This is a genomic window from Rhodobacter sp. TJ_12 (assembly GCF_020023995.1).
In the GTDB taxonomy this organism is placed as follows: domain Bacteria; phylum Pseudomonadota; class Alphaproteobacteria; order Rhodobacterales; family Rhodobacteraceae; genus Rhodobacter.
Genome location: NZ_NRRD01000011.1, coordinates 1 through 23,625 on the forward strand (window position 1 = coordinate 1; position 23,625 = coordinate 23,625).

Below are 23,625 nucleotides of genomic sequence, written 5' to 3' on the forward strand. Positions count from 1 at the left end.
GGCAGGGTGGGCGGGGCAAAGGCAAAGCCTTGCAACCCAGTCGAGGCATCAATGCCCGCCTGCACATCGGCTTGGACTTCTTTTTGGCTGCGGTCGCGGTCGGCCCAGTCTTCCAGCGCCCAGATCGCAATCCCCATGCTGTCGGAGCCGCCAAAGCCGGCGATGGAAAAGGCGGTTTTCACCTCGGGGATCTGGCTGGTCTGTTCGCTGAGCGCATCGATGTAATGCGCGGTGTAATCCGAGGTCGCATACCGCGGCGCTTGCACCATGGCGATCACCGCGCCCTGATCCTCTTCGGGGGCAAGCTCGGTCTGGGTACGCGGGAACATGAACCCCATGGTTCCCACCAGAACGACCACGATCATCAGCGTAACGGGCCGGTAATCCAGCGAACCAGACACGCGCCGCTCATACCAGCCCGCAAAACGTTCAAAGGTTCGGTCGACAAAGGCGGCAAAGCCGGTAGCATGCCCCTCTTTCAGCACCCGGCCCGACATGGTGGGGGTGATTGTCAGCGCGATGATCCCCGACAAGATCACCGATCCCGCCAGCGTGAAGGCAAATTCGGTGAAAAGCGAACCGGTCAGCCCCCCGGTGAAGGCCAAGGGGGCAAGCACCGCGGCCAAAGTGATCGTCATGGCAACGACCGCGCCGGAGATTTCCTTCATGCTTTGCACGGCGGCGGGGATCGCCTTCATCCCCTCTTCTTCCATATGGCGGTGAATGTTTTCGACCACCACGATCGCGTCATCCACCACCAGCCCAATCGCCAGAACCATTGCCAAAAGCGTCAGCAGGTTGATCGAATAGCCAAGCGCCAAAAGCACCGCCATCACCCCAATCAGCGATAGTGGGATGGTGATGATCGGCATCAAAACCGAGCGGATCGAGCCAAGGAACAGCAAGATCACCACGACCACGATGGCCACCGCCTCGGCGATCGTTTTGAACACTTCGACAATCGAGGCCGAGATTTGCTCGGTCGTGTCATAGACCAGTTCGATCGTCATGCCCTCGGGCAGGGTCTCGGCAATCTTGGGCAGTTCCGCGCGCACGGCGGCGGCGGTGTCGAGCGGGTTCGCCGACGGGGTGGGCGAAATGCCGATGAAGGTGCCGCGGGCGCCATCAAAGGTCACAATCTCGCCGCTGTCATCCGAAGCCAGTTCCACCGTGGCCAGATCGCGCAGCCGCACCACTTCGTTGCCATCGGCGCGGATTGGCAGTGCGCCAAAAGCCTCGGGGGTTTGCAGTGTAGATTTCAGCGTGATCGATTGGGTGACATATTCGTTTTCCGTTTTGCCCGGAGCGGCAAGGAAGTTCGAGGCGCGAATGGCGGCCAGAACTTCGGCTGCGGTCACATTGCGCGCGGCCAGCTTCAGCGGGTCAAGCCAGACCCGCATCGCGTAATTCGAGGCCCCAATCACCTCGATTTCCGCCACGCCCTCAATGGTGGACATGCGCGGCCGGATCACCCGTTCCAGATATTCGGTCAGTTGTTCGGGCGTCATATTGGGGTTCAAAACCGCCAGATACATTAGCGCGAAGGTGCGCCCGTCGCCCTTTACGATCACCGGGTCTTCCGCATCCGAGGGCAACTCGCCCCGCACCTGCTGCACTTTCGCCAGCACTTCGGTCAGCGCGGTATCGGGGTCCGAGCCCAGCTTCATGTTCACCGACACCTGCGAGATCGAGGGCATCGAGGACGAGGTGACATAATCGATCCCCTCGGTCGTCGCCACCGCAGCCGAGATCGGCGCGGTGATGAAACCTTGGATCAGTTCGGGCGCGGCCCCGGGATAGGTGGTGGTGATCGTGACAACCGTTTCATCCACCTTTGGGTACTGCCGCACCGGCAGGTTGAAAAACGCCTGAATGCCGAGCAGCAGCATGAAGGCGGCCAGCACCGTCGACAAGACGGGGCGGCGGATGAAGATTTCGGAAAAATGCATCCCCGCCCCCTTAATTGGCCGCTGCGGGCGCGTCGGCCACAGCGTCAAGGCTTTGCGATTGATCGATGATCACCGTCGCGCCCGAGGTCAGCCGGTTTTGCCCGGCATTCACCACCCTGTCGCCGACCTCAAGGCCAGACAGGATTTCGACCCGGTCCCCGGCGTGGCGGCCCACTTTCACAAAGACTTGCTTGGCTTGCAGCTTGGCCTCGTCGTCCTTGGTGGCGGGCACGTCGCGCACCACAAAGACACTGTCGCCATAAAGGCTGGATGTGACGATGGTCTGCGGCAGCGCGATGATATCTTCTTCGACCGGCAGCGCGACGCGCACGTGCAAAAATTGCCCCGGGGTCAGGGCCTTGGCCTCTGCTTCGGACACTTCTGCGCGCATCGTCACAAGCCGTGAATTCGGGTCGATCTTCGGCTCAATCCCCGAGATCGTGCCGCGCACGGTGACGCCTTCGGATTCCGATGTCAGGCTGACGGCCATTCCCGGTTGCACTTGCGCGGCCTGTTGTTCGGTCAGCGCGAAATCCACCCGCATGCGCGAGCGGTCTTGCAGCGTGGCATAGGTGGTGCCCGCGGCAACAAAGGCGCCGGTTTCAATTTGCGGAATCCCGATCGTGCCATCAAACGGTGCGGTCAGTTGCTTGGTGGAGAGCGCCGCTTCGATCTTTGCCACGGTGGCGCGGGCTTCAATCGCCGTCGCCTCGGCAGCATCAAGTGTCGAAACCGCCGATACCCCCTTGTCGCGCAATTCGCGGGCGCGGCGCAGCGCGGTTTCTGCCAGATCCAGTGCTGCCTTGGCCGAGTCGAGATCGGCCCGCTCTTGCCGGTCGTCGATCTGCACCAGAATCTGCCCTTTTTTCACCACGTCATTCGCGGCAAAGCGGATTTCGCGCACGATCCCCGCGGCTTCGACCGCAAGATCGGTGCCGCGCACAGCCGAGGCGGTGCCGATCGCCTCGATCCCCGGTTCCCAGCTTCCGGTCTTGACCGTGCTGACCGAGACCGGCACCGGCGGCGATTTCATATTGGCGAAGATCGAGGCAATCATCTGCCCGACGAACAGATTGTAGCCGATGATCCCACCCGCAACGATGACAAGGGCGACAAAGGCGATAAGCAGGCGTTTTATCATGGATGGCTCCGATAGGATGTCGGTCGGGCAGGGCGCGCCGAAAAAGGCCCGTCGCAAGACGGCAGGCAATCATGGTGCGCAACATGTGGGCGCGCGGCGCGAAAGGCAAGGCATCGGCCCCAGATGGCGCTGCTTAACCCGTCATTAACCATCCGCGCGCAAGATAACGGTGTTGCTTGTGTTGTGTTTATGAGTGGAGAGCCGCGATGCCTTTGGCTGTGGCCATGTTGCTTTTGGTGACGATCGCGATGCTGGCGGGCTGCGATGCGTCCCCTGCGCCGGTGTTCTTTGGCGCTGCCCGCCATGATATCTCGTTTTCAGGCCAGCGGTTTACGGTGTTCGTCAAGGACGGCCATGCCGAGGTGGTGCGGTTGGGCTATCTGCCCCGCGCCGCGCGTGACCCAATTCCGGCGCAGATGGTGCAGGCGGCGGAAATCGCCTCGGGCTGCCGGGTCGCGGGCCCGGCGCGCGGGCTGTGGCGCTCCCCTTCTTTGCCCGGCGATACCGGCGAGGCGCGGTTCCGGCTTGATTGCTAAGCCATGGCGGTGCGCGATGCGACATCGCGCCACATACGGGGCAAGGCGCGCAAGTATCGCAATATGACGCAGATCAATTCTTGCGCCAAGAAAAGGTGATTGAGATTTACATGAAACGCGCTGCTTCGGAGGATCTCATGACACGCCTTTTTGGCATTATTTATGCCCTTGCCGGGCCCACGCTGGCCGGCATCCTCATCACTGCTGCGCTGACCATGAATATGATCAACACCAAGGCCATGATCTATGCCGCCGCGATCGGGTTCATCGTCGCGCTGCCGATTGCATGGGTCGTTGCAAAGCAGATCAAGGAAAACGCCTAATCCGCGTGATATCCTGCTGATTTTGGGCCCTTGCGTTGGGCAAGATCATAACCTGATCGGAAAGATCATGCGCGTTTCGGGGATGGGAAGGGAACCGGGGCTGCGCTGATCTATCCGCTTGCGGGGCAGGAAGGGCTATGCAAGCCTTTCCTGCCCCGCGTTTCTTTCATGCACTCTGAGGAGGATTCCATGTCCGCTCCGCAAGGATACAGCCGCGCCCAGATCGCCCTGCACTGGATCGTCGCCGTGCTGATCATTCCGCAATTTCTTTTCAATGATGCCATCGGTGCCGCGTTCCATGCCGCGCAAAACGCAGAGCCGATCGCCTTTAATGCCGCCGCGCCGCTGCACATCATCACCGGTGTCGCGATCCTCGTGATTGTGATCTGGCGCATGGTGTTGCGTTTCTCGCGTGGGGCGCCGGCCCCGGTGCCGACCGCGAACCCGATGATGACGAAAATCGCCGCCAGCGTGCAGCATACGATGTATCTGGTGCTGATTTTGATGGTCGTCAGCGGCGGTATGGCCCGGTTCGGCGGCGTCGGATTTGCCGCCGGTGTGCATGGCGCGCTGGCCCTTGTGCTGGCGCTTTTGATCCTGATCCACGTCGCCGGTGCGGTGAAACAGCAATTCGTCGAAAAGACCGGCGTGATTGCGCGGATGATGAAGGCCGCTGACTAAAGCTGTCGCGCAAGGAAGGCCGCAATCGCGGCCTCCACCTGCCGCGGGCGTTCGGCATGCAGCCAATGGCCCGCGCCCTCGATCACCTGAAAATCCGCGTGCGGGAACAGCGCGCGGATTTTTTCATGCGCTTCGGCCTGCAAATAGTTCGACAGCGCGCCCGACAAAAACAGGCTTGGCCCGGCAAAGGGCTGCGCCTCAGCGGGCAGATCGGGCCAGCCAAGGATGGCGGGCAGATTGGCCTTGAGCGCGGCAAGGTTCAGCTTCCAGCGCACGGGCCCGTCGCGCAGCTCCAGCGATTGCAGCAAAAAGGCGCGGGTGCCCTTGTCGCGCACGGTTTCAGCAAGCCGCCGGTCGGCCTCGGTCCGGCTGGTCAGATCATCGATCTTCAGCCCCTGCATGGCGTCAATCAGGCCTTCATGGGTTGCGCCATGGCTATAGGCGATGGGCGCTATATCCGCCACCACCAGACGGTCCACAAGGCCGGGATGGGTCAGCGCCAGCATCATCGCGGCCTTGCCCCCCATCGAATGGCCCAGCATATCGCAGGCGCGCCCCTCGGCCTCGATCACCTGCGCGATATCGGCGGCCATATCGGGATAGGTGTGGCTTTCATCCCAAAAACTGTCGCCGTGGTTGCGCAAATCAAGCGCCAGCACACGCCGTTCTTTGCTGAGGTTCTTTGCAATCACCCCCCAGTTGCGACCCGAGCCAAACAGGCCGGGGGCAATCACAAGCGGCGGCAGGGCGGTGTCGGGGCCATGGGCGGTGACGGTCAGCATTAGCGACATTTAGCGCAACGCGCGGGGTGCGACCAGAGCGCCGTTGCGCGAAAGAAGGGGCGGGCGTAGTCTCGCGCGCTTAGGGGAGTTCGATGGATCCAAGTGAAGTTCAGCGTATGTGCGGGCGCGTCTCGCAGCTCTTGGCGGAACGCCTGGGGGCGCGGGGGCATACGCTTTCGGATCGGATCGCGAGCCGCCACCGCACATTGCCGCGCAAAGTGCGCCAGGCGGCGCGCAGCCTTGCCGACGCCGAGGCGAAACTGGGGGCCCCCAAGCTGGTCCGTCAGCTTGACCACGATGGGCTGACCCGGTCTTACCAGACCTGCGTGCAGTATCTGGAGCCTTTGGGCGCGCCGATGCGGCTGGGCCGGCGTTTCGTCGAGGTGGTGACCACCGTGGTCTTGGGGCTGGTCGTCATGGGCGGGATCGGGTTCGCCTTCGTGCTGTAACCCCAAAGCAAAAGGCCCCCGCTTGGGGGGCCTTCGCATCGGTTTTCACCAGATCACAGGTTCGGATAAAGCGGGAACTTGGCGCAAAGCTCGGCCACTTCGGCACGCACTTCGGCCTCGACCGCCTCATTGCCTTCTTCGCCATTGGCGGCAAGGCCATCGACCACCTTGATGATCATTCGCGCGATCTGGCGGAACTCTTCCTCGCCAAAGCCGCGGGTGGTGCCCGCAGGCGTCCCCAAGCGAATGCCCGAGGTCACGGTGGGCTTTTCCGGGTCGAACGGGATACCGTTCTTGTTGCAGGTGATATGGGCGCGGCCCAGTGCTTTGTCGGTTGCATTGCCCTTCACGCCTTTGGGGCGCAGATCGACCAGCATCACATGGGTGTCGGTGCCGCCGGTCACAATGGCCAGACCGCCTTTGACCAGTTCATCGGCCAGCGCTTGCGCATTGGCGATCACCTGCTTGGCGTAGACCTTGAATTCGGGACGCAGCGCCTCGCCGAAGGCCACGGCTTTCGCCGCGATCACATGCATCAGCGGACCGCCCTGAATGCCCGGGAAGATCGCCGAATTCACTTTCTTGGCAATCTCGGGGTTATTGGTCAGGATCATGCCGCCGCGCGGACCGCGCAGGGTTTTGTGGGTCGTGGTGGTCGCCACATCGGCATGCGGGAAGGGCGAAGGATGGGCGCCGCCCGCCACAAGCCCGGCAAAGTGCGCCATATCGACCATCAGATAGGCCCCGACGCTGTCGGCGATTTCGCGGAATTTGGCGAAGTCGATCTGGCGCGGAATGGCCGAGCCACCGGCGATGATCAGTTTCGGCTGATGCTCTTTGGCCAGCGCCGCGACTTGATCATAGTCGATCAGGTTGTCGTCTTCGCGCACGCCATATTGCACCGCGTTGAACCATTTGCCCGATTGGTTGGGCGCCGCGCCATGGGTCAGGTGACCGCCCGAGGCAAGGTTCATCCCCAAGATCGTATCGCCGGGCTTGATCAGCGCGGTGAATACGCCTTGGTTCGCTTGGCTGCCCGAGTTGGGCTGCACATTGGCGAATTCGCAATCGAAAAGGGCGCAGGCACGCTCGATCGCCAGTTGTTCGGCAACGTCTACATACTGGCAGCCGCCATAGTAGCGCTTCGCCGGATAGCCCTCGGCGTATTTGTTCGTCATCACCGAGCCTTGCGCTTCCATCACGGCGGCCGAGACGATGTTTTCCGAGGCGATCAATTCGATCTCGTCGCGCTGGCGGCCAAGCTCGTTGCGGATCGCGCCGAACAGGTCGGGGTCACGGGAGGAAAGGCTCTCGGTAAAGAAGCCGGCGTCGCGTTGGGCGGTCATGGGCATCTCCTGCTGGGAATGTTGTGCGTGGTTTATCGCAGAAATTCTGCCCCTGAAAGCGCTCAAAGCGACTTAAGGGCAATTTGGCGCGTCGCAAAACCGGCTTGCGCCCGATCGGCCTTGTGTTTCCCGCCCCGGCTTGCCACATCTGGGGCAAAGCGCGATGCCAGACGGAGGCGGGTATGAACCGGCCCAATCATATCCATTTCGCGGCCTCCTCGGCGGATAGCGCGCAAGAGGCCTGTGCGGAACTGATCGGCCTTTACGGGCAAGCGTCGGCGGAACAGGCGGATGTGATCGTGGCGCTGGGCGGCGATGGGTTCATGCTGCAATGCCTGCACGCGGATCGCGGGTTGCCGGTCTATGGCATGAACCGCGGCTCGGTCGGTTTTTTGATGAACGATTATGCGGCTGAAAACCTGCCCGAACGGCTCGCGGCCGCCGAAGTGGCCGAGATTAACCCACTGGCGATGCGCACCGAAACCGCCGATGGCACATTGCACACGGCCCTTGCGATCAACGAGGTCTCGCTTCTGCGCGCAGGTCCGCAAGCCGCAAAACTGCGCATTTCGGTGAATGGGCGGGTGCGGATGCCAGAGCTGATTTCCGATGGCGCGATCATCTCCACCCCAGCGGGATCGACCGCCTATAACTATTCGGCGCAAGGGCCGATCCTGCCGATTGGCTCGGATGTGCTGGCGCTGACCGGCATCGCGCCGTTTCGCCCGCGCCGCTGGCAAGGGGCGATCCTGCCTTCGTCTGCGCTGGTGCGGTTTGACGTGCTGGAGCCGGAAAAACGCCCGGTGATGGCCGATGCTGACAGTCGTTCGGTCAAGCCGGTGCTGTGGGTCGAGGTGCGATCCGAACCCAAGGTGACGCATCGCATTTTGTTCAATCCCGGCCACGGGCTGGAAGAGCGGCTGATGCGCGAACAATTCGCCTGAGGGGCGGGTTTGACGGGCAGGGTTAATCCTGCCGCCAACTATCTAGCTTGCGATAGAGCGTCGAAGGTGCAACGCCCAGATCGGCGGCGGCCCGTTGCACCACGCCATCATGGCGCCCGAGCGCGGTTTCGATCGCCGCGCGTTCCACTTCGGCAAGTGTCATCCCGTCGAAAGAGGGGCCGGTCCGCGGACCTGTTGCACTTTGCGCCGTGCCGCGCAATGTCTCGGGCAGCATATCGGAGGTTAGCTGCGGGCCGTCATGCAAAACGGTGACCGCGCGGATCAGGTTGGACAATTCGCGCACATTGCCGGGCCAGTCATAGGTCTGTAACAGCGCCATCGTCTCGGGGGCGATATCGCGAAAGGCGCGCCCCTCCAACGCAGAGAACCGGCGCAGGAAGGTATCGGCCAGCAGCGCAATATCCTCGGGCCGGTCGCGCAGCGGCGGCATGTGCAAAGGGACCACCATCAGCCGGTAGTAAAGATCGGCGCGCAGCCGCCCGGCGCGCATCGCCTCATCGGGGGGCTCGCTTGTCGCGGCCAGAATGCGCAGGTTCACCCGGCGCGCCGCCTCGGCGCCGATGGGATGCACCAAGCCGGTGTGCAGCAGGCGTAGCAGCTTAGGTTGCAAGGCGATGGGCAAATCGCAGATCTCGTCTAAAAAGAGCGTGCCACCATCGGCCAGTTCCGCCGCCCCCAGCCGGTCATTGACCGCCCCGGCAAAGGCGCCCCGGCGGTGCCCGAAGACATCGGATTCAAACCGTTCGGCGGCAAGGGCCCCGCAGTCGAGCGTGATGAAAGGCCCTTGGGCGCGATCTGAGAGACGGTGGATCGCCTGCGCGGCCATTTCCTTGCCGGTGCCATTTTCGCCCCAGATGCAAACCGGCGCCATCGAACGCGCGCAGGCGCGTATGCGGTCATAGGCGTCGCGCATCGGGGCTGAGCGGCCCAGAAAATCGCCCACCGGCAGGCGTGCTTGGGCCGAATGGGGCGGATAGGCCAAGCTGGTGGCACGCCGTGCGGCCTCGACCGCTTCCATCAGCCGGGTCTCGCTGACCGGTTTGACCAGATAATCCAACGCGCCGCGCCGGATCGCCGTCACTGTGCGGTCGGTGGAGCGTTCCGCCGCGACCACCACGACCGACGTTTCGGGCCGCAATTCCAGCATATCGACCAGCAGATCGAGCCCGTCGCGGTCGGGCAGCATCAGATCCAGCAACACCACGCCCACCGCGTGGGAGCGAAACAGTTCAAGCCCTTCGCCCGCCGTGCCGGTAGAGAGCGTGCGATAGCCAGCGCGGCGCATATGCGATTCGTAGATCGTGCGCATCGAGGCGGTATCCTCGACGATCAAGATATCGACCTGCGGCGTTTGCGGCTCCGCCTCGGGCGCGGTTTGCGCATCGGTCAAGGAGGGCGTCTCAAGCGTCATCTTGGAGATCTTCCACGCTGTGCATCAGGCGTTGGGTTGCATGGGCAATCAATCGGTCGGTCTGGGCCAGGACCGTCTTGCCGATCAGTTCAATCGCGGCGTCATCGGCGTCGCGTGCCGCATCGATCAAGTCTTCGGCCAAGGCGCGCAAGGGCGCGGCCCCGACCGACCCCGCCACCGAGATCAGCACATGCGCATCGGCGCGGATCGTTTTCAGGTTGCGCTCCGACAGGCCCGCGACCAGCCCGCGTTCGACCCGGTGCAGATCGTCGATCACCCGTTCCAACAGCATGCGCCGGCCCTCGGGGCCGGTGATCTGTAGCAAGGCCTCGAACGTGTCTTCATCAAGCAACGGCAACGTCTTGCTGGTGCGGTCGAGCGCCTGCGCGATGGCCTCTGCCAAAGGGTCAATCGTCGCCAAAGGCTTCGAGACAATCGCATCCGCGCCCGCCGCGAAAATCGCATCGCGATTGGCGCGCAGCACATAGGCGGTGCAGGCCACCACCGGAATCTGGGCATGGCGCCCGCCGCTGGTGCGTAGGGTCCGGACCAGTTCGATCCCCGTCAGGCGTGGCATTTCCACGTCGATCACCGCCAGATCGTAGCTGCCGTTTTCCAGCAATTGGAGCGCGGCGATCCCATCGGTGGCGGTGTCGCAATGCGCCCCCATACTCGAGAGCATATGGCTTATAACCGCTTGGCTCAGCGCGGAATCTTCGGCCACAAGCACGCGCATGCGGCCAAGGTCTGGCAGGGCTTGGCCAGGGGCGACCTCGGGGGGGAGCAGCCCCTGCACCGGTAGCGACAGCGCCACGCAGGCACCGCCTTCGGCACGATTGGTGATCTCGATCCGGCCATCCAGGCGTTGCGCCATATCGCGCGAGATGAAAAGACCAAGCCCATTGCCCGCCTTGCTGGTCTCGCCGCGCCAGCCCGGGGCAAAGAGCCGTTTGCTGAGCGCTTCGGGAAAGCCCGGCCCATCATCGAGCACGGCGATCCGCAGCCGATCCGCCTCGATGTCCAGCATCAGCCGCACGGTGCCGCGGTCGGTATATTTCACGGCATTGGACAGCAGGTTCGACAAGACCCGTTCCAGCGCGATCCGGTCCAGCCGCACCACCATGGGCACGTCGGGGGCGATCGCGACATGAAACCGCAGCCCCTTTTCCTGCGCGCGCCCGCTCCAGCGCATCTCGATATCATAGACAAGCCGGGTCAGTTGCACGGTCTGGCGCAAAGGGCCCACCGTCTGGTCGGTGACGATCTCCAGACCTTCTTCGATCAGCCGCGCCATATCCTCGCCCGCCGCGCGCATCCGTTCCAGTTGCAAGCGGGTGGCGGGGGGCAGCTCGGCATCGCTTAAAAGCCGCAATCCACCCAAAATATCAGAGACAGCGGCACGCAGATCGTGACCCAAAAGCATGACTCGACCCAGTCGCGCTTTTTCCGGCGGCTCGACACTGCCGCCTTTGAGTCCGGAATCAGGTAAGATTTTATTCATCAAGTTGCCCCGGTCGGATCATTGGGACAACTGTGACGAAGATCAAGTGCTCCTTTGGTCAGGGTGACGAAAGGGCGCGGCACGGGACAACGGGCGAAGCCCTATCGGACTTCGCCCGCATGACGCGATTGGGTGGCCTTAAGCGGCGGCCGGGAAGCCTGCCGATTTCAGCACCATGGCGATCTCGTCGAGAATCGCCGGATCATCGATGGTGGCAGGCATTTTGAAGTCTTCGCCGTCGGCGATTTTGACCATCGTGCCGCGCAGGATTTTGCCCGAGCGGGTCTTGGGCAGGCGATCCACCACGACGGCCAGTTTGAAGGCCGCAACCGGGCCGATCTGGTCGCGCACAAGGGTGACGCATTCCTTGATCACTTCGGCTTGCGATTTGGTGCAGCCTTTCGACAGGCACAGGAAGCCCATCGGCAATTGCCCCTTGAGCGGGTCCGAAACACCGATCACCGCGCATTCCGCCACATCCGGGTGCGAGGCGATCACCTCTTCCATCGCGCCGGTGGACAAGCGGTGGCCCGCAACGTTGATCACGTCATCGGTGCGCGACATGATGTAGACATAGCCATCTTCATCCAGATAGCCCGCGTCGCCGGTTTCGTAATAGCCCGGGAAATGCTCCAGATAGCTTTTCTTGAAGCGTTCTTCGGCGTTCCAAAGGGTGGGCAAGGTGCCCGGCGGCAGCGGCAGTTTGATTGCGATCGCGCCCAAGGTATTGGGCGGCACCGGATGGCCCCCTTCGTCCAGAATTTGCACGTCATAGCCCGGCATCGGTTTGGTCGGCGAGCCCATCTTGACTGGCATCAATTCGATGCCCAGCGGGTTGCCTGCAATCGCCCAGCCGGTTTCGGTTTGCCACCAGTGATCGATCACCGGCACGCCAAGGTGGTCTTGGGCCCATTTGACGGTATCGGGGTCGGCCCGCTCGCCCGCGAGGAACAACGCCTGCATTTCATGCAGCTTGTAGCGCTTGATGAATTCCCCATCGGGGTCTTCGCGGCGGATCGCGCGCAGCGCGGTCGGTGCGGTGAAGAAGCTCTTGATGCGGTGGTTTTGGATGATCCGCCAGAACACGCCCGCATGCGGGGTGCCCACCGGTTTGCCCTCAAACACCACAGTGGTGGCGCCCGCCAGCAGCGGCCCATAGCAAATATAGCTGTGCCCCACGACCCAGCCCACGTCCGAAGCGGCCCAGAACCGATCCCCCGGATCGATATTGTAGATCGCCTTCATCGACCAGTGCAGCGCCACCAGATGCCCGGCGGTCGCGCGGATCACGCCCTTGGGCTGGCCGGTCGTGCCCGAGGTGTAAAGGATATAGGCGGGGTGGTTGCCGTCCACCGGCACACATTCGGCCGGTTTCACGCCATATTGGAAGCCGTGCCAGCTGAAGTCGCGGCCGTCGACCAGCTTCGCCACCTCTTGCTCGCGCTGGAAAATAACGCAGAATTCCGGCTTGTGCTTGGCTTGGTCGATCGCATCATCCAGAAGCGGTTTGTAATGCACGACGCGGTTCGGTTCGAGCCCGCAAGAGGCCGCGATGATCGCCTTGGGCGTGCAATCGTCGATCCGCACCGCAAGCTCATGCGCCGCAAAGCCGCCGAACACGACCGAGTGGATCGCGCCGATCCGGGCACAGGCCAGCATCGCTTCCAGTGCCTCGGGGATCATCGGCATATAGATAATGACGCGGTCGCCCTTTTCGACGCCGCGCATGCGTAGCGCGCCCGCAAGGCTGGCGACGCGCTCTTGCAGTTCTTTATAGGTGATGCCCTTGGTCGAATGGGTGATCGGGCTTTCATGCATAATCGCGATTTGGTCGCCGCGGCCCGCTTCAACATGACGGTCAACGGCGTTCCAGCAGGTGTTCACCTTTGCATCGGCGAACCATTCCCCGGCCGGACCTTGCTGGAAAAAGGCTTTCGAGGGCGCTTCGTCCCAATCGATTCCCTTCGCGGCCTCCATCCAGAATGCTTCCGGATCGGCTTTCCAAGCACCGTAAACCTCATTGTATCCCATGGTATCCCTCCTCCACGTTTGTAAGCTTGTTATGCAAACGGAAAGATTTCTGCAAGATTGTTACCGCCGCAGGTGCAGGGAGCACACGAAAATTTGCAGAACTGGCCCGATTTTCGCCCGCAAACTTTTGCAAACCGGGTTAAAATATTTACAGATGTGCATGATTTTTTAGACTTTGCAAAGTTTGCCGACTTTGCAGCTCTTTGCCACGCTTGAGGGACAGGTTCGCGCAGGAGGCGAGTCGCCCCCCCCCGGGGGGCTTGCTCTAGCCAATCTGGTACGCGCGGCTACGGGGGCCGATCTGGTCGTGTCTGGCCCCCTTGCGCCGCCCCGCGCCCCGGCGCAGGATCGGCAGACATTTTAAGGCCGGAGGTTGCCCGATGTCCCTGCTCGATGCCGCGCGCGCGGTGCGCGAAAATGCCTATGCCCCCTATTCCAAATTCAAAGTGGGCGCAGCGGTGCGCGGGGCCTCTGGCACGGTTTATCGCGGGGTCAATGTCGAGAATGTGGCCTACCCCGAGGGCACCTGCGCCGAAGCGGGAGCCATTGCCGCGATGGTCGCGGCAGGGGAAACCGAACTGACCGAGGTTGCCGTGATCGCCGACAGCCCCAGCCCGGTGCCGCCTTGTGGCGGGTGTCGGCAAAAGCTTGCTGAATTTGGCCGCGGCGATGTGCCGGTGGTGCTGGCCACGACCGCGGGCGAGCGACTGGAGACAACCGTCGGCGCCTTGTTGCCGGGCCGGTTCGAGGCCAGCCATATGGACAAAAGCTGATGGAGGCTCGCTCCATCATCATGGCGGTGCGTGACGGGCAGGAGCTGACGCCCGAGGCCGCGGTCTGGTTTGCGCGCGGCTTGGCCGATGGCACCGTTTCGGATGCGCAGGCGGGGGCTTTTGCCATGGCGGTGTTGTGCCGTGGCTTGAGCGATGAAGGACGTGTCGCACTGACCGAAGCGATGCGCCGATCCGGCCAGCAATTGCGCTGGGATCTGCCCGGGCCCGTGGTCGATAAACATTCCACCGGCGGCATTGGCGATTCCGTCTCGTTGTTGCTAGCCCCGGCGCTGGCCGCTTGCGGGGTTTATGTGCCGATGATCTCGGGGCGCGGGCTGGGCCATACCGGCGGCACGCTCGACAAAATGGAATCGATCCCCGGTTACAAGGCGCTGCCGGGCACGGCGGTGCTGCAAAAGGTGGTGGCCGATGTGGGCTGCGCCATCGTTGGCGCCACGGAAGAAATCGCCCCGGCGGATCGGCGTCTTTATAGTATTCGCGATATTTCGGGCACCGTGGAAAGCCTTGATCTGATCACCGCCTCGATCCTGTCGAAAAAGCTGGCCGCCGGGCTGGAGGCGCTAGTGCTGGATGTAAAAGTGGGCTCTGGGGCCTTCATGGCCACGCTTGAAGAGGCGCAGGCGCTGGCCCAAAGCCTTGTGCGCACCGCCAATGAGGCGGGGTGCAAAACTGCGGCCTTGATGACCGATATGGATCAAAGCCTTGGCCATTCGGCGGGCAATGCGCTTGAGGTGCTGGAGGTGATGGAAACGCTCACCGGTTCCTCGGTGAACGAGGCGTTGTGGGATGTGACCTCGGCCTTGGGGGGCGAGGTGCTGACGTTGGCGGGCAAGGCGGCCAATCTAGATGACGGGGCCGAACAGATCGATGCGGCGATTGAATCGGGTCGCGCGGCGGAATGCTTTGGCCGCATGGTGGCGGCGCTGGGCGGGCCGTTCGATTTTGTCGAACGCTTTCCGGACAGGTTGCCTGCGGCTTCGGTGATCTTGCCGGTACCCGCGCCGCGCCGGGGCTATGTTGCCAAGGTCAATGGCCGCGCGCTGGGCGAAACCGTGGTGCGGCTGGGTGGCGGGCGTTTGGTGGCAGGCGACCGGATCAACCCCTCTGTCGGGCTCAGCGGACTGGCGATGATTGGCGAGGAATTGGGCCCGGGCGAGGTCTTGTGCCTTGTCCATGCCCCGAATGCCGACCGGGCGGAACGTGCAATTGCCGCCGTGCAAGCCGCCTATGAGATTTCGGAGGATGCTCCCGAAGAGCCGCCCTTGCTTCATGCGCGCCTTGGGCCGGAGGATTTGGCATGAGCCCGCGCGCCTTTTTGATTGTGATGGATTCGGTGGGAATTGGCGGCGCGCCGGATGCAGACGCCTTTTTCAATGACGGGGTGCCCGATACCGGGGCCAATACGCTGGCCCATATCGCGCAGGCTTGCGCCGAAGGGCGCGCTGACGCGGGGCGCGCGGGCCCATTAAAGTTGCCGCATCTGGACGCCTTAGGTCTTTCGGCGGCGGTGGAGCTGGCATCGGGGGCCACGCTGTCCGGCCTTGGTGCGGTGCCGCAAGGGCTGTGGGGCGCGGCAAGCGAAGTCTCGCGCGGTAAGGATACGCCCTCGGGCCATTGGGAACTGGCCGGTGTGCCGGTGCCATGGGACTGGCACTATTTCAAAGAGGTGGAAAACAGCTTCCCCCCCGATCTGGTCGATTTCGTGGCGCAAGCGGCGGGCACCACGGGGATTTTGGGCAATTGTCACGCCCCCGGCACCGCGATCATCGAGCGGTTGGGGGCCGAGCATCTGCGCACGGGCTGGCCGATTTGCTATACGTCTGCCGACAGCGTTTTCCAGATCGCCGCGCATGAAGAGGCATTCGGCCTCGACCGTTTGCTGGAACTGTGCCGCGCGATTGCGCCCCGTTTGCACCAGATGAAGGTTGGCCGGGTCATTGCGCGGCCGTTCATCGGCGCCCCCGGCGCCTTTACCCGCACACCGAACCGGCGCGATTTCGCCATTGAGCCGCCTGCGCCGACGCTGTTGGATTGGGTGCAAGATGCGGGGCGCGTGACCCATGCCATCGGCAAGATTGGTGATATCTTTTCCCATCGCGGTGTCACGCATCTGCACAAGGGCAAGAACGATGCCGATCTGATGGCGCATCTGATCGCCCTTGGCGATACGGCGGAACCGGGCAGCCTGACCTTTGCCAATTTCGTCGAATTCGACAGCCTTTATGGCCACCGGCGCGATGTGGCGGGCTATGCGCGTGCACTTGAAGAGTTCGATGCGGCGCTGGCACGCTTTCTGCCGAAGTTGCGCCCGGGCGATCTGGCGCTTTTCACCGCCGATCATGGCAATGACCCGACATGGCGCGGCACAGACCACACGCGGGAGCGTGTGCCGGTTTTAGGCTGCGGGATCGGCTTGCGGGCCGTGGGGCAGGTGGGGTACGCCGATATCGGCGCTTCGGTTGCCGCGCATCTGGGCGTGCCCGCGCAAGGCCCGGGCAAAAGCTTTCTCTAAGAGGACAGACATATGGATGAACAGGTCACCGTCGTCGATCACCCTTTGGTGCAGCACAAGCTGACCCTGATGCGCGCGAAGGATACCTCGACCGCCTCGTTCCGGCAGTTGCTACGCGAGATCAGCTTGCTTTTGGCCTATGAGGTCACGCGCGGGCTGGATCTGACCACCAAACGCATCGACACGCCGCTGTGCGAGATGGAGGCCCCGATCCTTGAGGGGAAGAAGCTTGCACTTATTTCGATCCTGCGCGCGGGCAACGGGTTGCTGGATGGCATCTTGGAACTGATCCCGGCGGCGCGGGTGGGTTTTGTGGGGCTTTACCGAGACCCGGAGACGCTGCAACCGGTGCAATATTACTGCAAAGTGCCGTCTGAGTTGGAAGACCGCACCGTGATCGTGGTCGATCCGATGCTGGCCACGGGCAATTCCTCGGCCGCGGCGGTGCAGTTGATGAAGGATCAAGGCGCCAAGAATATCCGCTTTTTGTGCCTTTTGGCGGCGCCCGAAGGGGTGGCGCGGATGCGCGAGGCGCACCCCGATGTGCCGATCGTGACGGCCTCGATCGACGATCATCTCAACGATCACGGCTATATCGTGCCGGGACTAGGGGATGCGGGTGATCGGATGTTCGGCACCAAATAAGCCGATTCGCGTCCGCTTTTTCCTTTACTCAGGTACAATCCTGCTGCATTTTTCCGAAAAGATCATCGGGGATGACAATGCGGCGGTATGGTATGGTTCTGGCGGCGACAGCTCTTGCCGCCGTTTCGGGCGCAACAGCGGCTTTTGCCGAATTGCGCATCAACGGCCCGATGGAAGTGCCGCCCAGTTCGTATAAGGGGCGGCAATATGTCGATAGCGCGGGCTGCGTGTTCGTGCGCGCGGGCTATGGCGGCACGGTGAACTGGGTGCCGCGCGTCGGGCGCAACAAAAAGCAGCTTTGCGGCTATAAGCCCACCTTCCAAAATGGCGAACCGGTCTTGGATGTGGCCCGGGTCGCGCCGGAACCGGCGCCCGACGCCAAGCCTGCACCAGCCTCGGACCCCGCCGCGGCCGCGAAACCGGCACCGGCTGCGAAACCCGCGCCAGCCGCCGTGGCCGCCCCCGCTGGGAAGCCCGCCGCGCCGAGACCGGCGGCGCAGCCCGCTGCCGCAGCGCCAGCGCCCGCCGTCGCGGCGCGCCGCGCGCCCTCGCCCTTTGAACGCACGCCCTTTGCCGGGCGCCCGATGGCGACGATTGCCGAAACGCAGACCCCGCCGCGTATCGGGCGCGTTGCTCAAACCGCGCCCGCGCCTGCCGCGAAACCTGCCCCACCCGCGCCAAAGGCCACGCGCGCGGGCTATGTTTCGCCCTATGTGTCCGGGGCCAATGGTGCGACGACGGTCAAATATCACAACACGGTGCCCCTGCCGGGGGGGGCGGCGCGAACGGCCCCGGCGGTGATCGTGGCAAGCGAAACCGTTGCCGCCACCGGCACCGCCTGTCCGCCGGGAACCGGCGCGGCGCAACGCTATACGCTTTCGGATGGGCGCAGCGTTGTGCGGTGCGGCACGCAGGTGGAAAACCCCGCCGCCTTTATCAATCAGGCGTCGGTGCCCGGGCTCGTGGTCGGCACTGCCCCCCGTTCGGGCTATGTGTCGCCCTATGTGTCGGGGGCCGTGACCCGCGGCGCTGCAACGGCGCCCGCCCCGCTTGTGGGCGGCACGGGCTATGCCGCAACCGCCGTTGCCGGTGCGACCGTTTCTGCCCCGTTGGTTGGGGGCACAGGCTACGGCGTGCGTGATGTGACTGGGGCGGTGCCCGCCACCGCGCCGCTGGTGGGGGGCACGGGCTATGCCGCGTCGGCCCCGCAGACCCCGGAGGCCGTGACGGTGCGCAGCGCCTCGGGCCACACCACCTTGGCACCGGTGATTGTCGCATCGAAAAGCAGGGCAACCGGCTATAAGCCCGCGTTTCACGATGGGCGGCTGAACCCGTTCAGGGGGCCGCGCACAGTGCGGGGCGATGCCCAGCAAGGCATGATCTGGACCAATCAGGTGCCCGCGCGGTTGGTGACGGATAAGACCCCGGCGCGTTTGTTGATCGTGCCGCCCGAGCCCGAAACGCAAGCGCGGCTGTCCACGAAATCGGCCCCCCCGGCGAAAACGCGTATTGCGGCCGCCAGTCCTGCGCCACGACCGGCCAAGGCTTCCCCCTCTGCGGCGCCGCGCTTTGTGCAAGTTGGCACCTTTGCTGTGGCCGGAAATGCGACGGCGGTGAAAGCGCGGCTGGAGCAGGCCGGGTTGCCGGTGGCCAGCTCCACCACCTCGCGCGGCTGGACGATTGTGTTTGCCGGGCCATTTGCCGATGCGCGTGCCCTGTTGGGGCAGGTGCGCGCGGCGGGCTTTTCCGATGTTATCTTGCGCTGAGCCGCGTCTCGGTCAGAACCCGACACGTGACATGGGCGGCCCGACGGGCCGCCTTTTGCGTTACAAGCAGATGTCTTTCAGCGCCAGCCATTCGGCATCGGCCAGCACAGGCTGCGGCGCTGGGGCACCGCGAAACGGGTCCGCTTCGATCAGGCCCAGAACCGTTTCGCCAGTCGGATCAAGCGCGTAGGCATAGGGGCTAGAAGCCACACCTGCCGCTTTGAACGCGGCCAGAAGCTGGTCCATCTTTGCCTGTTTTGTGGGCGGGGCGACGGGCGTGGCCAGAAGCGCGGCGCCATAGCCCGCGATCTGGCGTGCGGGCAGATCACCGGTGGTCAGTAGGCTAAAGGCCGCCCCCGCGCCCGCCCAGTCCAACAGCGCATGCACCGGCATTTCGCCCGCCTGCGCGAACTGGGCGGTCAATATCGCCCCGGCGGCAACCTCGGGCGTATCGGGGCCGATCAGCGTATCTTGCCCCAAGGCCACGACCCCGCCCGCCAAAATCCGAGCCCCGGTCAAGGCGCGCGGCAGCACCGCGATTTCGGCGACGCCATCTAGCCGCTCGGCCAGTATTTCAAGCGCCTTGTCCCCTTCGGTCGAGTGGCAGGCAACGCCGGTGCTGCGCTCCAGATCAGCCAGCATCATTCGCCCGATATCGGCGCGCTTGGCCATGGGGACCACCCGCGCCGCCTGATCAATCAACGCGCCGGGCAGCCAAATAACCGTGCCAACGGCCAAGGCCGCGACCGCGCTGATCCAGCCGATCCGGCGCAGCCGCCCCGGATGCGGACGCCGCGCCTCAAGCGCGGCTTGCACCTTTTCGATCGCCTCGACCATCGTCTCGTCGTCGATTTCAAGATCTTCGCCCGGCTCTTCGGAGGGGGCGAAAACGGCAGGCCGCCCGCCGGGGTTGCGCCGCACCAAGGCCGCAAGCGACCAATGCGTTAGCGCCGTCGCGGACCGGTCATCGGCAATCACCAAAGAGGTGTCACCGAACGACACGATCACCTCGCGCCGCTGCGCTTGCGGCGTTTCGCGCCACAGGCCGGGGGCTTCAAGCCGTTCGTATTGGGGCAGGGCGGTCATGCAATAAGTTGGGTCTGGCTGCGCGTTAAACACAAAGCATAGCTTATGCCGCCCCGGGGTCAATCGTGCGATAGGCCAGCGCGCGCGGCCAGCCGTGTGGGGGGCGTGTCGCTTTCGGTGTCGCTATCGGGCGCGCGCGGCGCTGCGGCACCGGGCTAGGGCAAAGCCGATAGGAGCCGCCATGACAGCCCAAAACCACACCCTTGCCGCCGCAGCGGCCGTCAGCGCCTTTGCGGTGATCATCGGATTTACCGACAATTACATGCGCGTGATCTATGCGCAGATCGGCCTATGGCAGTTCCATGCGTTGCGCACGGCGATGGTGGTGGGGCTGCTTGCCCTAGCGGTGCCGCTGTTGCGGCTGCGCTGGCGGCCCCTAAATCCGCGTGCGGTGGTGGCGCGCTCGGTGGTGCATGGCGCGGCGATGTTGTGCTATTTTGCCGGACTTGGGTTTTTGCCGGTGCCACAGGTGGCGGCGGGTCTGTTCACCGCGCCGATCTTCGTTTTGCTGTTTACCCGTTTTTTGTATCGCGAGCGGGTCGGCCCGGTCCGCATTCTGGCGGTGGCCACAGGCTTTGCCGGGATTTTGCTAGTGCTGGGGCCCGAGGCGGCGCGGCTCGGACCCGCAGCGGCTGTGCCTGCGCTTGGCGGTGCGCTTTACGCGTTGGCCAATATCGCCACGCAGCGCTGGTGCCCGGGCGAAAGCGCCGTGACGCTGGCGGCGGGCTTCTTTGTTGCCTTGGGGCTTTTCGGCGCGCTGGGCTTGCTTGCGGTTAGTCTTTTCGCTTTTGACGCCACCGGATCGGCGGGATTTTTGCTGCGCGGCCCGGTCCTGCCCGATCCGGAGACCCTGTTTTGGGTCTTTGTGCAGGCGCTCGGCTCGCTTGTGGGCGTGGCGCTTTTGGTCAGGGGCTATCAACTGGCCGAGCCATCGCGGGTGGCCGTTTTTGAATACATCCTTCTGCCCGCCGCCGCGCTTTGGGGGTTTGCCCTTTGGGGCGAGGTGCCCGGCCCGCGCGCTTGGGCGGGCATGGGGCTGATCTGGTTGGCGGGCCTCGCCATCGTGGCGCGGGGGCGCTAATCTGGCGCGATGATCGTTTCTCCGGGTCGGCGCTATATCTTTGTTCACATCCCCAAGACCGGCGGCACCGCACTGGCCGAGGTGTTGGAAGCGCGTGCCATGGCCGATGATCTTTTGATTGGCGATACACCTAAGGCGCGGCGCCGCAAGCGCCGGTTGAAGGGGGTGCAAACCGCCGGGCGGCTTTGGAAGCATAGCAGCTTGGCCGAGGGGGTGGGGCTTTATACCGAAGATCAGGCGCGGGATTGGTTCACCTTCACCCTTGTGCGCAACCCATGGGACAGGATGGTGAGCTATTACCACTGGCTGCGCGGGCAAAGCTTTGCCCATCCGGCGGTCACCTTGGCGCAAAACCTCGATTTCACCGCCTTCGTCACCCATCCGCAGACCTGCGCCGCGATCGGAGGGGCCCCTTATGGCAGCTATTTGCGGCTGCCCGATGGGCAAGAAACCGCCTCGGCCTTTTTGCGGCTGGAGCATTTTGCCGAAGATGCCGCCCCGCTTGAGGCGCATCTGGGCTTTGCGCTGGGGCCACTGCCGCGCATCAATGCCTCGATCCGGGCGCGCGACTGGCGCGGCTATTACAGCGATACCGCGGCCGAGGCGGTGGCTCGATTCGCCGCCGCCGATATCGCGCGGTTTCACTATTCTTTCGGGTAAGTTACCGCGATGCCCTCCCCGGATTGTCGCGCCGCTGGGCGACGATTCCTGTGCGCCGGTACGATTATTCTGCCTTGCGGCAACAGTGCCATCTTTGCGCCGCAAAGGTGCCCCGGAAACTTCCTTCGAACCTCCCGGAATGGTCCCATCGAAACGTCCGGAGCCGCCCGGTCAGCAACAGGGGGAAGACGCGATGTTCGGGTTCATGACCGGCAAACGTGCCGATTACGGGGACGAGGCCGAGGGTCTTGCCTGCTTCTTCGCCCCCCAAGGGGTCGAGACGCGCTCGCATTTTGGCCAATCCGAAGGGATCGTGGCCGGCACCCGCATTGCCACCACGATGGGCTGGCGCCCGGTCGAGGCGATTGCCGCATGCGATCTGGTGATGACCTTCGATCATGGTCTGCGCCCGGTGCGTGCTGTGCATCGCACCCAGCTTTTTGCGGGCCGCGCCCAATGCCCGCGCCGAATGATGCCGCTGGCGGTGCCGGAAGCCGCGCTGGGCAATGCCGCGCCGATGTTGCTTTTGCCCGAACAAAATGTGCTGGTCGAAAGCGATCTGGCCGAGGCGGTTTTGGGCGATCCTTTTGCGTTGATCCCGGCAGCTGCGCTGGAAGGCTATCGCGGCATTGACCGGATCACCCCGCATCAGCGCATCGAGATCGTTACCTTGCAATTCGACGAAGACGAAGTGATCTACGCCAATGGCACCGGTATGATCCATTGCGCATCGGTCTATGGCACTTCGATCGGTGCGATGATGGATGAGCCCACGGGCTATGCCGTGCTGCCGATGGATATGGCACAAGAGATCGTGGCCCAGATGATCGCGCTCGACGCGCAAGACTAAGTCGGCCAGGCCAGAACGGCCGGGCGCGCGCCGCCTTGATCTGGTGAAACGCCGCGGTGCCCCCGCGGCGTTTTGTTATTGCGCGGGCGGGCCACAGACCGGGCAATCGGCGCCCCTTTGCACATTGATGCGGCGGCTTTCGGCCCAAAGCGCGTCATGGATCAACAGCGTTCCGCGCAGGCTTTGGCCGGCCTGCACGATTTCCTTGATCGCCTCTGACGCCATCATCGCGCCAATAATGCCGGGCAGCGCGCCCATCACCCCGGCTTCGGCACAATCGGGGGCGAGCCCGGGGGCCGGGGCGGTGGGGAAAAGACAGGCCAGACACGGTGCGCCAGAGGCCGGATGAAAAAGGCTGATCTGCCCCTCCCATTGCGCAATCGCGCCCGAAATCAGCGGTTTTCCCGCCGCCACACAGGCGCGGTTCACCGCTTGGCGGGTGTCGAAATCATCGCAACCATCCAGCACGAGATCATAATCGGCCAGAAGATCGGCGGCGATCTCGGTGCGGAAGGCGCGGTGATAGGGGCGGATCGTGATAAACGGGTTTTGCGCTTTCAGCGCGGCCTCGGCGGCGAACACTTTGGGCTTGCCAAGATCGGCGTCGCGGAAAAGCACTTGGCGCTGCAAGTTCGACGCGGAGACCGTATCCGGATCGATCACGCCAATCGTGCCCACGCCCGCTGCGGCAAGGTAAAGCAGCGCGGGCGAGCCTAGCCCGCCAGCCCCCACCACCAAGACGCGCGCGGCTTTCAGCCGTTTCTGCCCCGGTCCGCCCACCTCCCGCAGCAGGATATGACGCGCGTAGCGGTTCAATTCGGCGTCGGAAAACGGGGCTTGCGGCTTTTGGGGGGCCGGTTGCGCGGCGCGGGCGCGCAGTTTCGACAGCCCCCAGCGATAAGCCAGCACGATCGCAGCAACGACGCCAAGTCCGACCCAGCCCGCCAAAGAGCCGCCGATCATGCTGCGCAGCGGATGCGTTGGATCCGCAAACAGGGCATGGGCCGCCACGAAAGCGGCCCAGACCACAGCCAATATGCCCCAGATCAACCGGCGCGGCACTTTGAGCGCAAGCCCCAGTGCCGAGAGCAGGAAAAGCAGGAACAGCCCGGTCAT

The 23,625-nt window shown here is 63.8% G+C and carries 22 protein-coding genes; 13 read left to right on the forward strand and 9 right to left on the reverse strand.

All coding sequences use genetic code 11. The annotated features are described in order from the left end of the window. A partial coding sequence (locus CKO11_RS09555) for an efflux RND transporter permease subunit (RefSeq protein WP_223637342.1) occupies window positions 1-1,949 on the reverse strand: 1,949 nt, incomplete at its 3' end. 10 nt (window positions 1,950-1,959) lie between these two features. Next, a complete protein-coding gene (locus CKO11_RS09560; RefSeq protein ID WP_223637358.1) occupies window positions 1,960-3,090 on the reverse strand; it encodes an efflux RND transporter periplasmic adaptor subunit in 1,131 nt (376 codons plus the stop codon). Window positions 3,091-3,296: 206 nt separating this feature from the next. Here CKO11_RS09560 and CKO11_RS09565 point away from each other — a divergent pair, with 206 nt between their 5' ends. The 3 genes from CKO11_RS09565 (at window position 3,297) to CKO11_RS09575 (ending at window position 4,630) form a co-directional block, all read left to right on the forward strand. Further along, window positions 3,297-3,626, forward strand: a complete 330-nt coding sequence (locus tag CKO11_RS09565) for a hypothetical protein (RefSeq protein WP_223637361.1) — start codon at window positions 3,297-3,299, stop codon at window positions 3,624-3,626. Between the two features lie 110 nt (window positions 3,627-3,736). After that, window positions 3,737-3,949 carry a CTP synthetase gene (locus CKO11_RS09570; RefSeq protein ID WP_223637364.1) on the forward strand — a complete coding sequence of 71 codons (213 nt, stop codon included), beginning with the start codon at window positions 3,737-3,739 and terminating at the stop codon, window positions 3,947-3,949. 189 nt (window positions 3,950-4,138) lie between these two features. Beyond that, window positions 4,139-4,630: a cytochrome b gene (locus CKO11_RS09575; RefSeq protein ID WP_223637367.1), complete on the forward strand. Its 492-nt coding sequence runs from the start codon at window positions 4,139-4,141 to the stop codon at window positions 4,628-4,630. Here the strand turns inward: CKO11_RS09575 and CKO11_RS09580 are convergent. Next, the gene (locus tag CKO11_RS09580; protein ID WP_223637370.1) at window positions 4,627-5,412 is read right to left on the reverse strand and encodes an alpha/beta fold hydrolase; all 786 of its coding nucleotides are present in this window, start codon (window positions 5,410-5,412) and stop codon (window positions 4,627-4,629) included. The genes CKO11_RS09575 and CKO11_RS09580 overlap by 4 nt on opposite strands. Window positions 5,413-5,504: 92 nt before the next feature. On the opposite strand from CKO11_RS09580, the gene CKO11_RS09585 reads away from it, so the two are divergent. Then, window positions 5,505-5,861 carry a hypothetical protein gene (locus CKO11_RS09585; protein ID WP_223637373.1) on the forward strand — a complete coding sequence of 119 codons (357 nt, stop codon included), beginning with the start codon at window positions 5,505-5,507 and terminating at the stop codon, window positions 5,859-5,861. 53 nt (window positions 5,862-5,914) lie between these two features. On the opposite strand, the gene glyA is transcribed toward CKO11_RS09585, so the two are convergent. Next, entirely contained in the window at window positions 5,915-7,207 is a 1,293-nt protein-coding gene (gene glyA / locus CKO11_RS09590; RefSeq protein WP_223637376.1) for a serine hydroxymethyltransferase, read from the reverse strand. Window positions 7,208-7,389: 182 nt separating this feature from the next. On the opposite strand from glyA, the gene CKO11_RS09595 reads away from it, so the two are divergent. Then, on the forward strand, window positions 7,390-8,151 hold the full coding sequence (locus CKO11_RS09595; RefSeq protein WP_223637379.1) for an NAD kinase: 762 nt from the start codon (window positions 7,390-7,392) through the stop codon (window positions 8,149-8,151). A 22-nt stretch (window positions 8,152-8,173) separates the two neighbouring features. On the opposite strand, the gene CKO11_RS09600 is transcribed toward CKO11_RS09595, so the two are convergent. The 3 genes from CKO11_RS09600 to CKO11_RS09610 form a co-directional block, all read right to left on the reverse strand. Continuing rightward, entirely contained in the window at window positions 8,174-9,583 is a 1,410-nt protein-coding gene (locus tag CKO11_RS09600; protein WP_223637382.1) for a sigma-54-dependent transcriptional regulator, read from the reverse strand. Continuing rightward, window positions 9,573-11,006 carry an ATP-binding protein gene (locus CKO11_RS09605; protein ID WP_223637396.1) on the reverse strand — a complete coding sequence of 478 codons (1,434 nt, stop codon included), beginning with the start codon at window positions 11,004-11,006 and terminating at the stop codon, window positions 9,573-9,575. The genes CKO11_RS09600 and CKO11_RS09605 overlap by 11 nt, the downstream gene beginning before the upstream one ends. A 216-nt stretch (window positions 11,007-11,222) precedes the next feature. Then, the gene (locus CKO11_RS09610; RefSeq protein ID WP_223637398.1) at window positions 11,223-13,115 is read right to left on the reverse strand and encodes a propionyl-CoA synthetase; all 1,893 of its coding nucleotides are present in this window, start codon (window positions 13,113-13,115) and stop codon (window positions 11,223-11,225) included. 380 nt (window positions 13,116-13,495) lie between these two features. Here CKO11_RS09610 and CKO11_RS09615 point away from each other — a divergent pair, with 380 nt between their 5' ends. The 5 genes from CKO11_RS09615 to CKO11_RS09635 all read left to right on the forward strand — a co-directional run bounded on the left by CKO11_RS09615 (window position 13,496) and on the right by CKO11_RS09635 (window position 18,832). Next, window positions 13,496-13,888 (forward strand): cytidine deaminase, encoded by a 393-nt coding sequence (locus CKO11_RS09615; RefSeq protein ID WP_223637400.1) that lies wholly within the window; start codon window positions 13,496-13,498, stop codon window positions 13,886-13,888. Further along, window positions 13,888-15,210 (forward strand): thymidine phosphorylase, encoded by a 1,323-nt coding sequence (locus CKO11_RS09620; RefSeq protein ID WP_223637402.1) that lies wholly within the window; start codon window positions 13,888-13,890, stop codon window positions 15,208-15,210. Before CKO11_RS09615 ends, CKO11_RS09620 begins: the two co-directional genes overlap by 1 nt. Beyond that, window positions 15,207-16,421, forward strand: a complete 1,215-nt coding sequence (locus CKO11_RS09625) for a phosphopentomutase (RefSeq protein WP_223637405.1) — start codon at window positions 15,207-15,209, stop codon at window positions 16,419-16,421. The genes CKO11_RS09620 and CKO11_RS09625 overlap by 4 nt, the downstream gene beginning before the upstream one ends. Window positions 16,422-16,433: 12 nt before the next feature. After that, window positions 16,434-17,066, forward strand: a complete 633-nt coding sequence (gene upp, locus CKO11_RS09630; protein ID WP_223637407.1) for a uracil phosphoribosyltransferase — start codon at window positions 16,434-16,436, stop codon at window positions 17,064-17,066. 77 nt (window positions 17,067-17,143) lie between these two features. Then, window positions 17,144-18,832, forward strand: a complete 1,689-nt coding sequence (locus CKO11_RS09635) for an SPOR domain-containing protein (protein WP_223637409.1) — start codon at window positions 17,144-17,146, stop codon at window positions 18,830-18,832. A 60-nt stretch (window positions 18,833-18,892) separates the two neighbouring features. Here the strand turns inward: CKO11_RS09635 and CKO11_RS09640 are convergent, their stop codons facing one another. After that, window positions 18,893-19,918: a hypothetical protein gene (locus tag CKO11_RS09640; protein ID WP_223637411.1), complete on the reverse strand. Its 1,026-nt coding sequence runs from the start codon at window positions 19,916-19,918 to the stop codon at window positions 18,893-18,895. 181 nt (window positions 19,919-20,099) lie between these two features. Between CKO11_RS09640 and CKO11_RS09645 the strand changes: the two genes are divergently transcribed. The 3 genes from CKO11_RS09645 (at window position 20,100) to CKO11_RS09655 (ending at window position 22,509) form a co-directional block, all read left to right on the forward strand. Beyond that, entirely contained in the window at window positions 20,100-20,999 is a 900-nt protein-coding gene (locus tag CKO11_RS09645; RefSeq protein ID WP_223637413.1) for a DMT family transporter, read from the forward strand. A gap of 9 nt (window positions 21,000-21,008) precedes the next feature. Next, entirely contained in the window at window positions 21,009-21,659 is a 651-nt protein-coding gene (locus CKO11_RS09650) for a sulfotransferase family 2 domain-containing protein (RefSeq protein ID WP_223637415.1), read from the forward strand. Window positions 21,660-21,852: 193 nt separating this feature from the next. Next, window positions 21,853-22,509: a Hint domain-containing protein gene (locus CKO11_RS09655; protein ID WP_223637417.1), complete on the forward strand. Its 657-nt coding sequence runs from the start codon at window positions 21,853-21,855 to the stop codon at window positions 22,507-22,509. Window positions 22,510-22,584: 75 nt separating this feature from the next. Here CKO11_RS09655 and CKO11_RS09660 read toward each other — a convergent pair whose 3' ends face one another. Beyond that, a complete protein-coding gene (locus tag CKO11_RS09660) occupies window positions 22,585-23,625 on the reverse strand; it encodes a HesA/MoeB/ThiF family protein (protein WP_223637419.1) in 1,041 nt (346 codons plus the stop codon).

Coding starts and splice junctions, on each gene's coding strand:
- CKO11_RS09570 (WP_223637364.1), top strand. CDS start 3,737: ATGAAACGCGCTGCTTCGGAGGATCTCATGACACGCCTTTTTGGCATT.
- CKO11_RS09635 (WP_223637409.1), top strand. CDS start 17,144: ATGCGGCGGTATGGTATGGTTCTGGCGGCGACAGCTCTTGCCGCCGTT.
- CKO11_RS09645 (WP_223637413.1), top strand. CDS start 20,100: ATGACAGCCCAAAACCACACCCTTGCCGCCGCAGCGGCCGTCAGCGCC.
- CKO11_RS09580 (WP_223637370.1), bottom strand. CDS start 5,412: ATGCTGACCGTCACCGCCCATGGCCCCGACACCGCCCTGCCGCCGCTT.
- CKO11_RS09615 (WP_223637400.1), top strand. CDS start 13,496: ATGTCCCTGCTCGATGCCGCGCGCGCGGTGCGCGAAAATGCCTATGCC.
- CKO11_RS09650 (WP_223637415.1), top strand. CDS start 21,009: ATGATCGTTTCTCCGGGTCGGCGCTATATCTTTGTTCACATCCCCAAG.
- CKO11_RS09575 (WP_223637367.1), top strand. CDS start 4,139: ATGTCCGCTCCGCAAGGATACAGCCGCGCCCAGATCGCCCTGCACTGG.
- CKO11_RS09625 (WP_223637405.1), top strand. CDS start 15,207: ATGAGCCCGCGCGCCTTTTTGATTGTGATGGATTCGGTGGGAATTGGC.
- CKO11_RS09610 (WP_223637398.1), bottom strand. CDS start 13,115: ATGGGATACAATGAGGTTTACGGTGCTTGGAAAGCCGATCCGGAAGCA.
- CKO11_RS09595 (WP_223637379.1), top strand. CDS start 7,390: ATGAACCGGCCCAATCATATCCATTTCGCGGCCTCCTCGGCGGATAGC.
- CKO11_RS09620 (WP_223637402.1), top strand. CDS start 13,888: ATGGAGGCTCGCTCCATCATCATGGCGGTGCGTGACGGGCAGGAGCTG.
- CKO11_RS09585 (WP_223637373.1), top strand. CDS start 5,505: ATGGATCCAAGTGAAGTTCAGCGTATGTGCGGGCGCGTCTCGCAGCTC.
- CKO11_RS09660 (WP_223637419.1), bottom strand. CDS start 23,625: ATGACCGGGCTGTTCCTGCTTTTCCTGCTCTCGGCACTGGGGCTTGCG.
- CKO11_RS09565 (WP_223637361.1), top strand. CDS start 3,297: ATGCCTTTGGCTGTGGCCATGTTGCTTTTGGTGACGATCGCGATGCTG.
- CKO11_RS09605 (WP_223637396.1), bottom strand. CDS start 11,006: ATGCTTTTGGGTCACGATCTGCGTGCCGCTGTCTCTGATATTTTGGGT.
- upp (WP_223637407.1), top strand. CDS start 16,434: ATGGATGAACAGGTCACCGTCGTCGATCACCCTTTGGTGCAGCACAAG.
- CKO11_RS09640 (WP_223637411.1), bottom strand. CDS start 19,918: ATGACCGCCCTGCCCCAATACGAACGGCTTGAAGCCCCCGGCCTGTGG.
- CKO11_RS09655 (WP_223637417.1), top strand. CDS start 21,853: ATGTTCGGGTTCATGACCGGCAAACGTGCCGATTACGGGGACGAGGCC.
- CKO11_RS09560 (WP_223637358.1), bottom strand. CDS start 3,090: ATGATAAAACGCCTGCTTATCGCCTTTGTCGCCCTTGTCATCGTTGCG.
- glyA (WP_223637376.1), bottom strand. CDS start 7,207: ATGACCGCCCAACGCGACGCCGGCTTCTTTACCGAGAGCCTTTCCTCC.
- CKO11_RS09600 (WP_223637382.1), bottom strand. CDS start 9,583: ATGACGCTTGAGACGCCCTCCTTGACCGATGCGCAAACCGCGCCCGAG.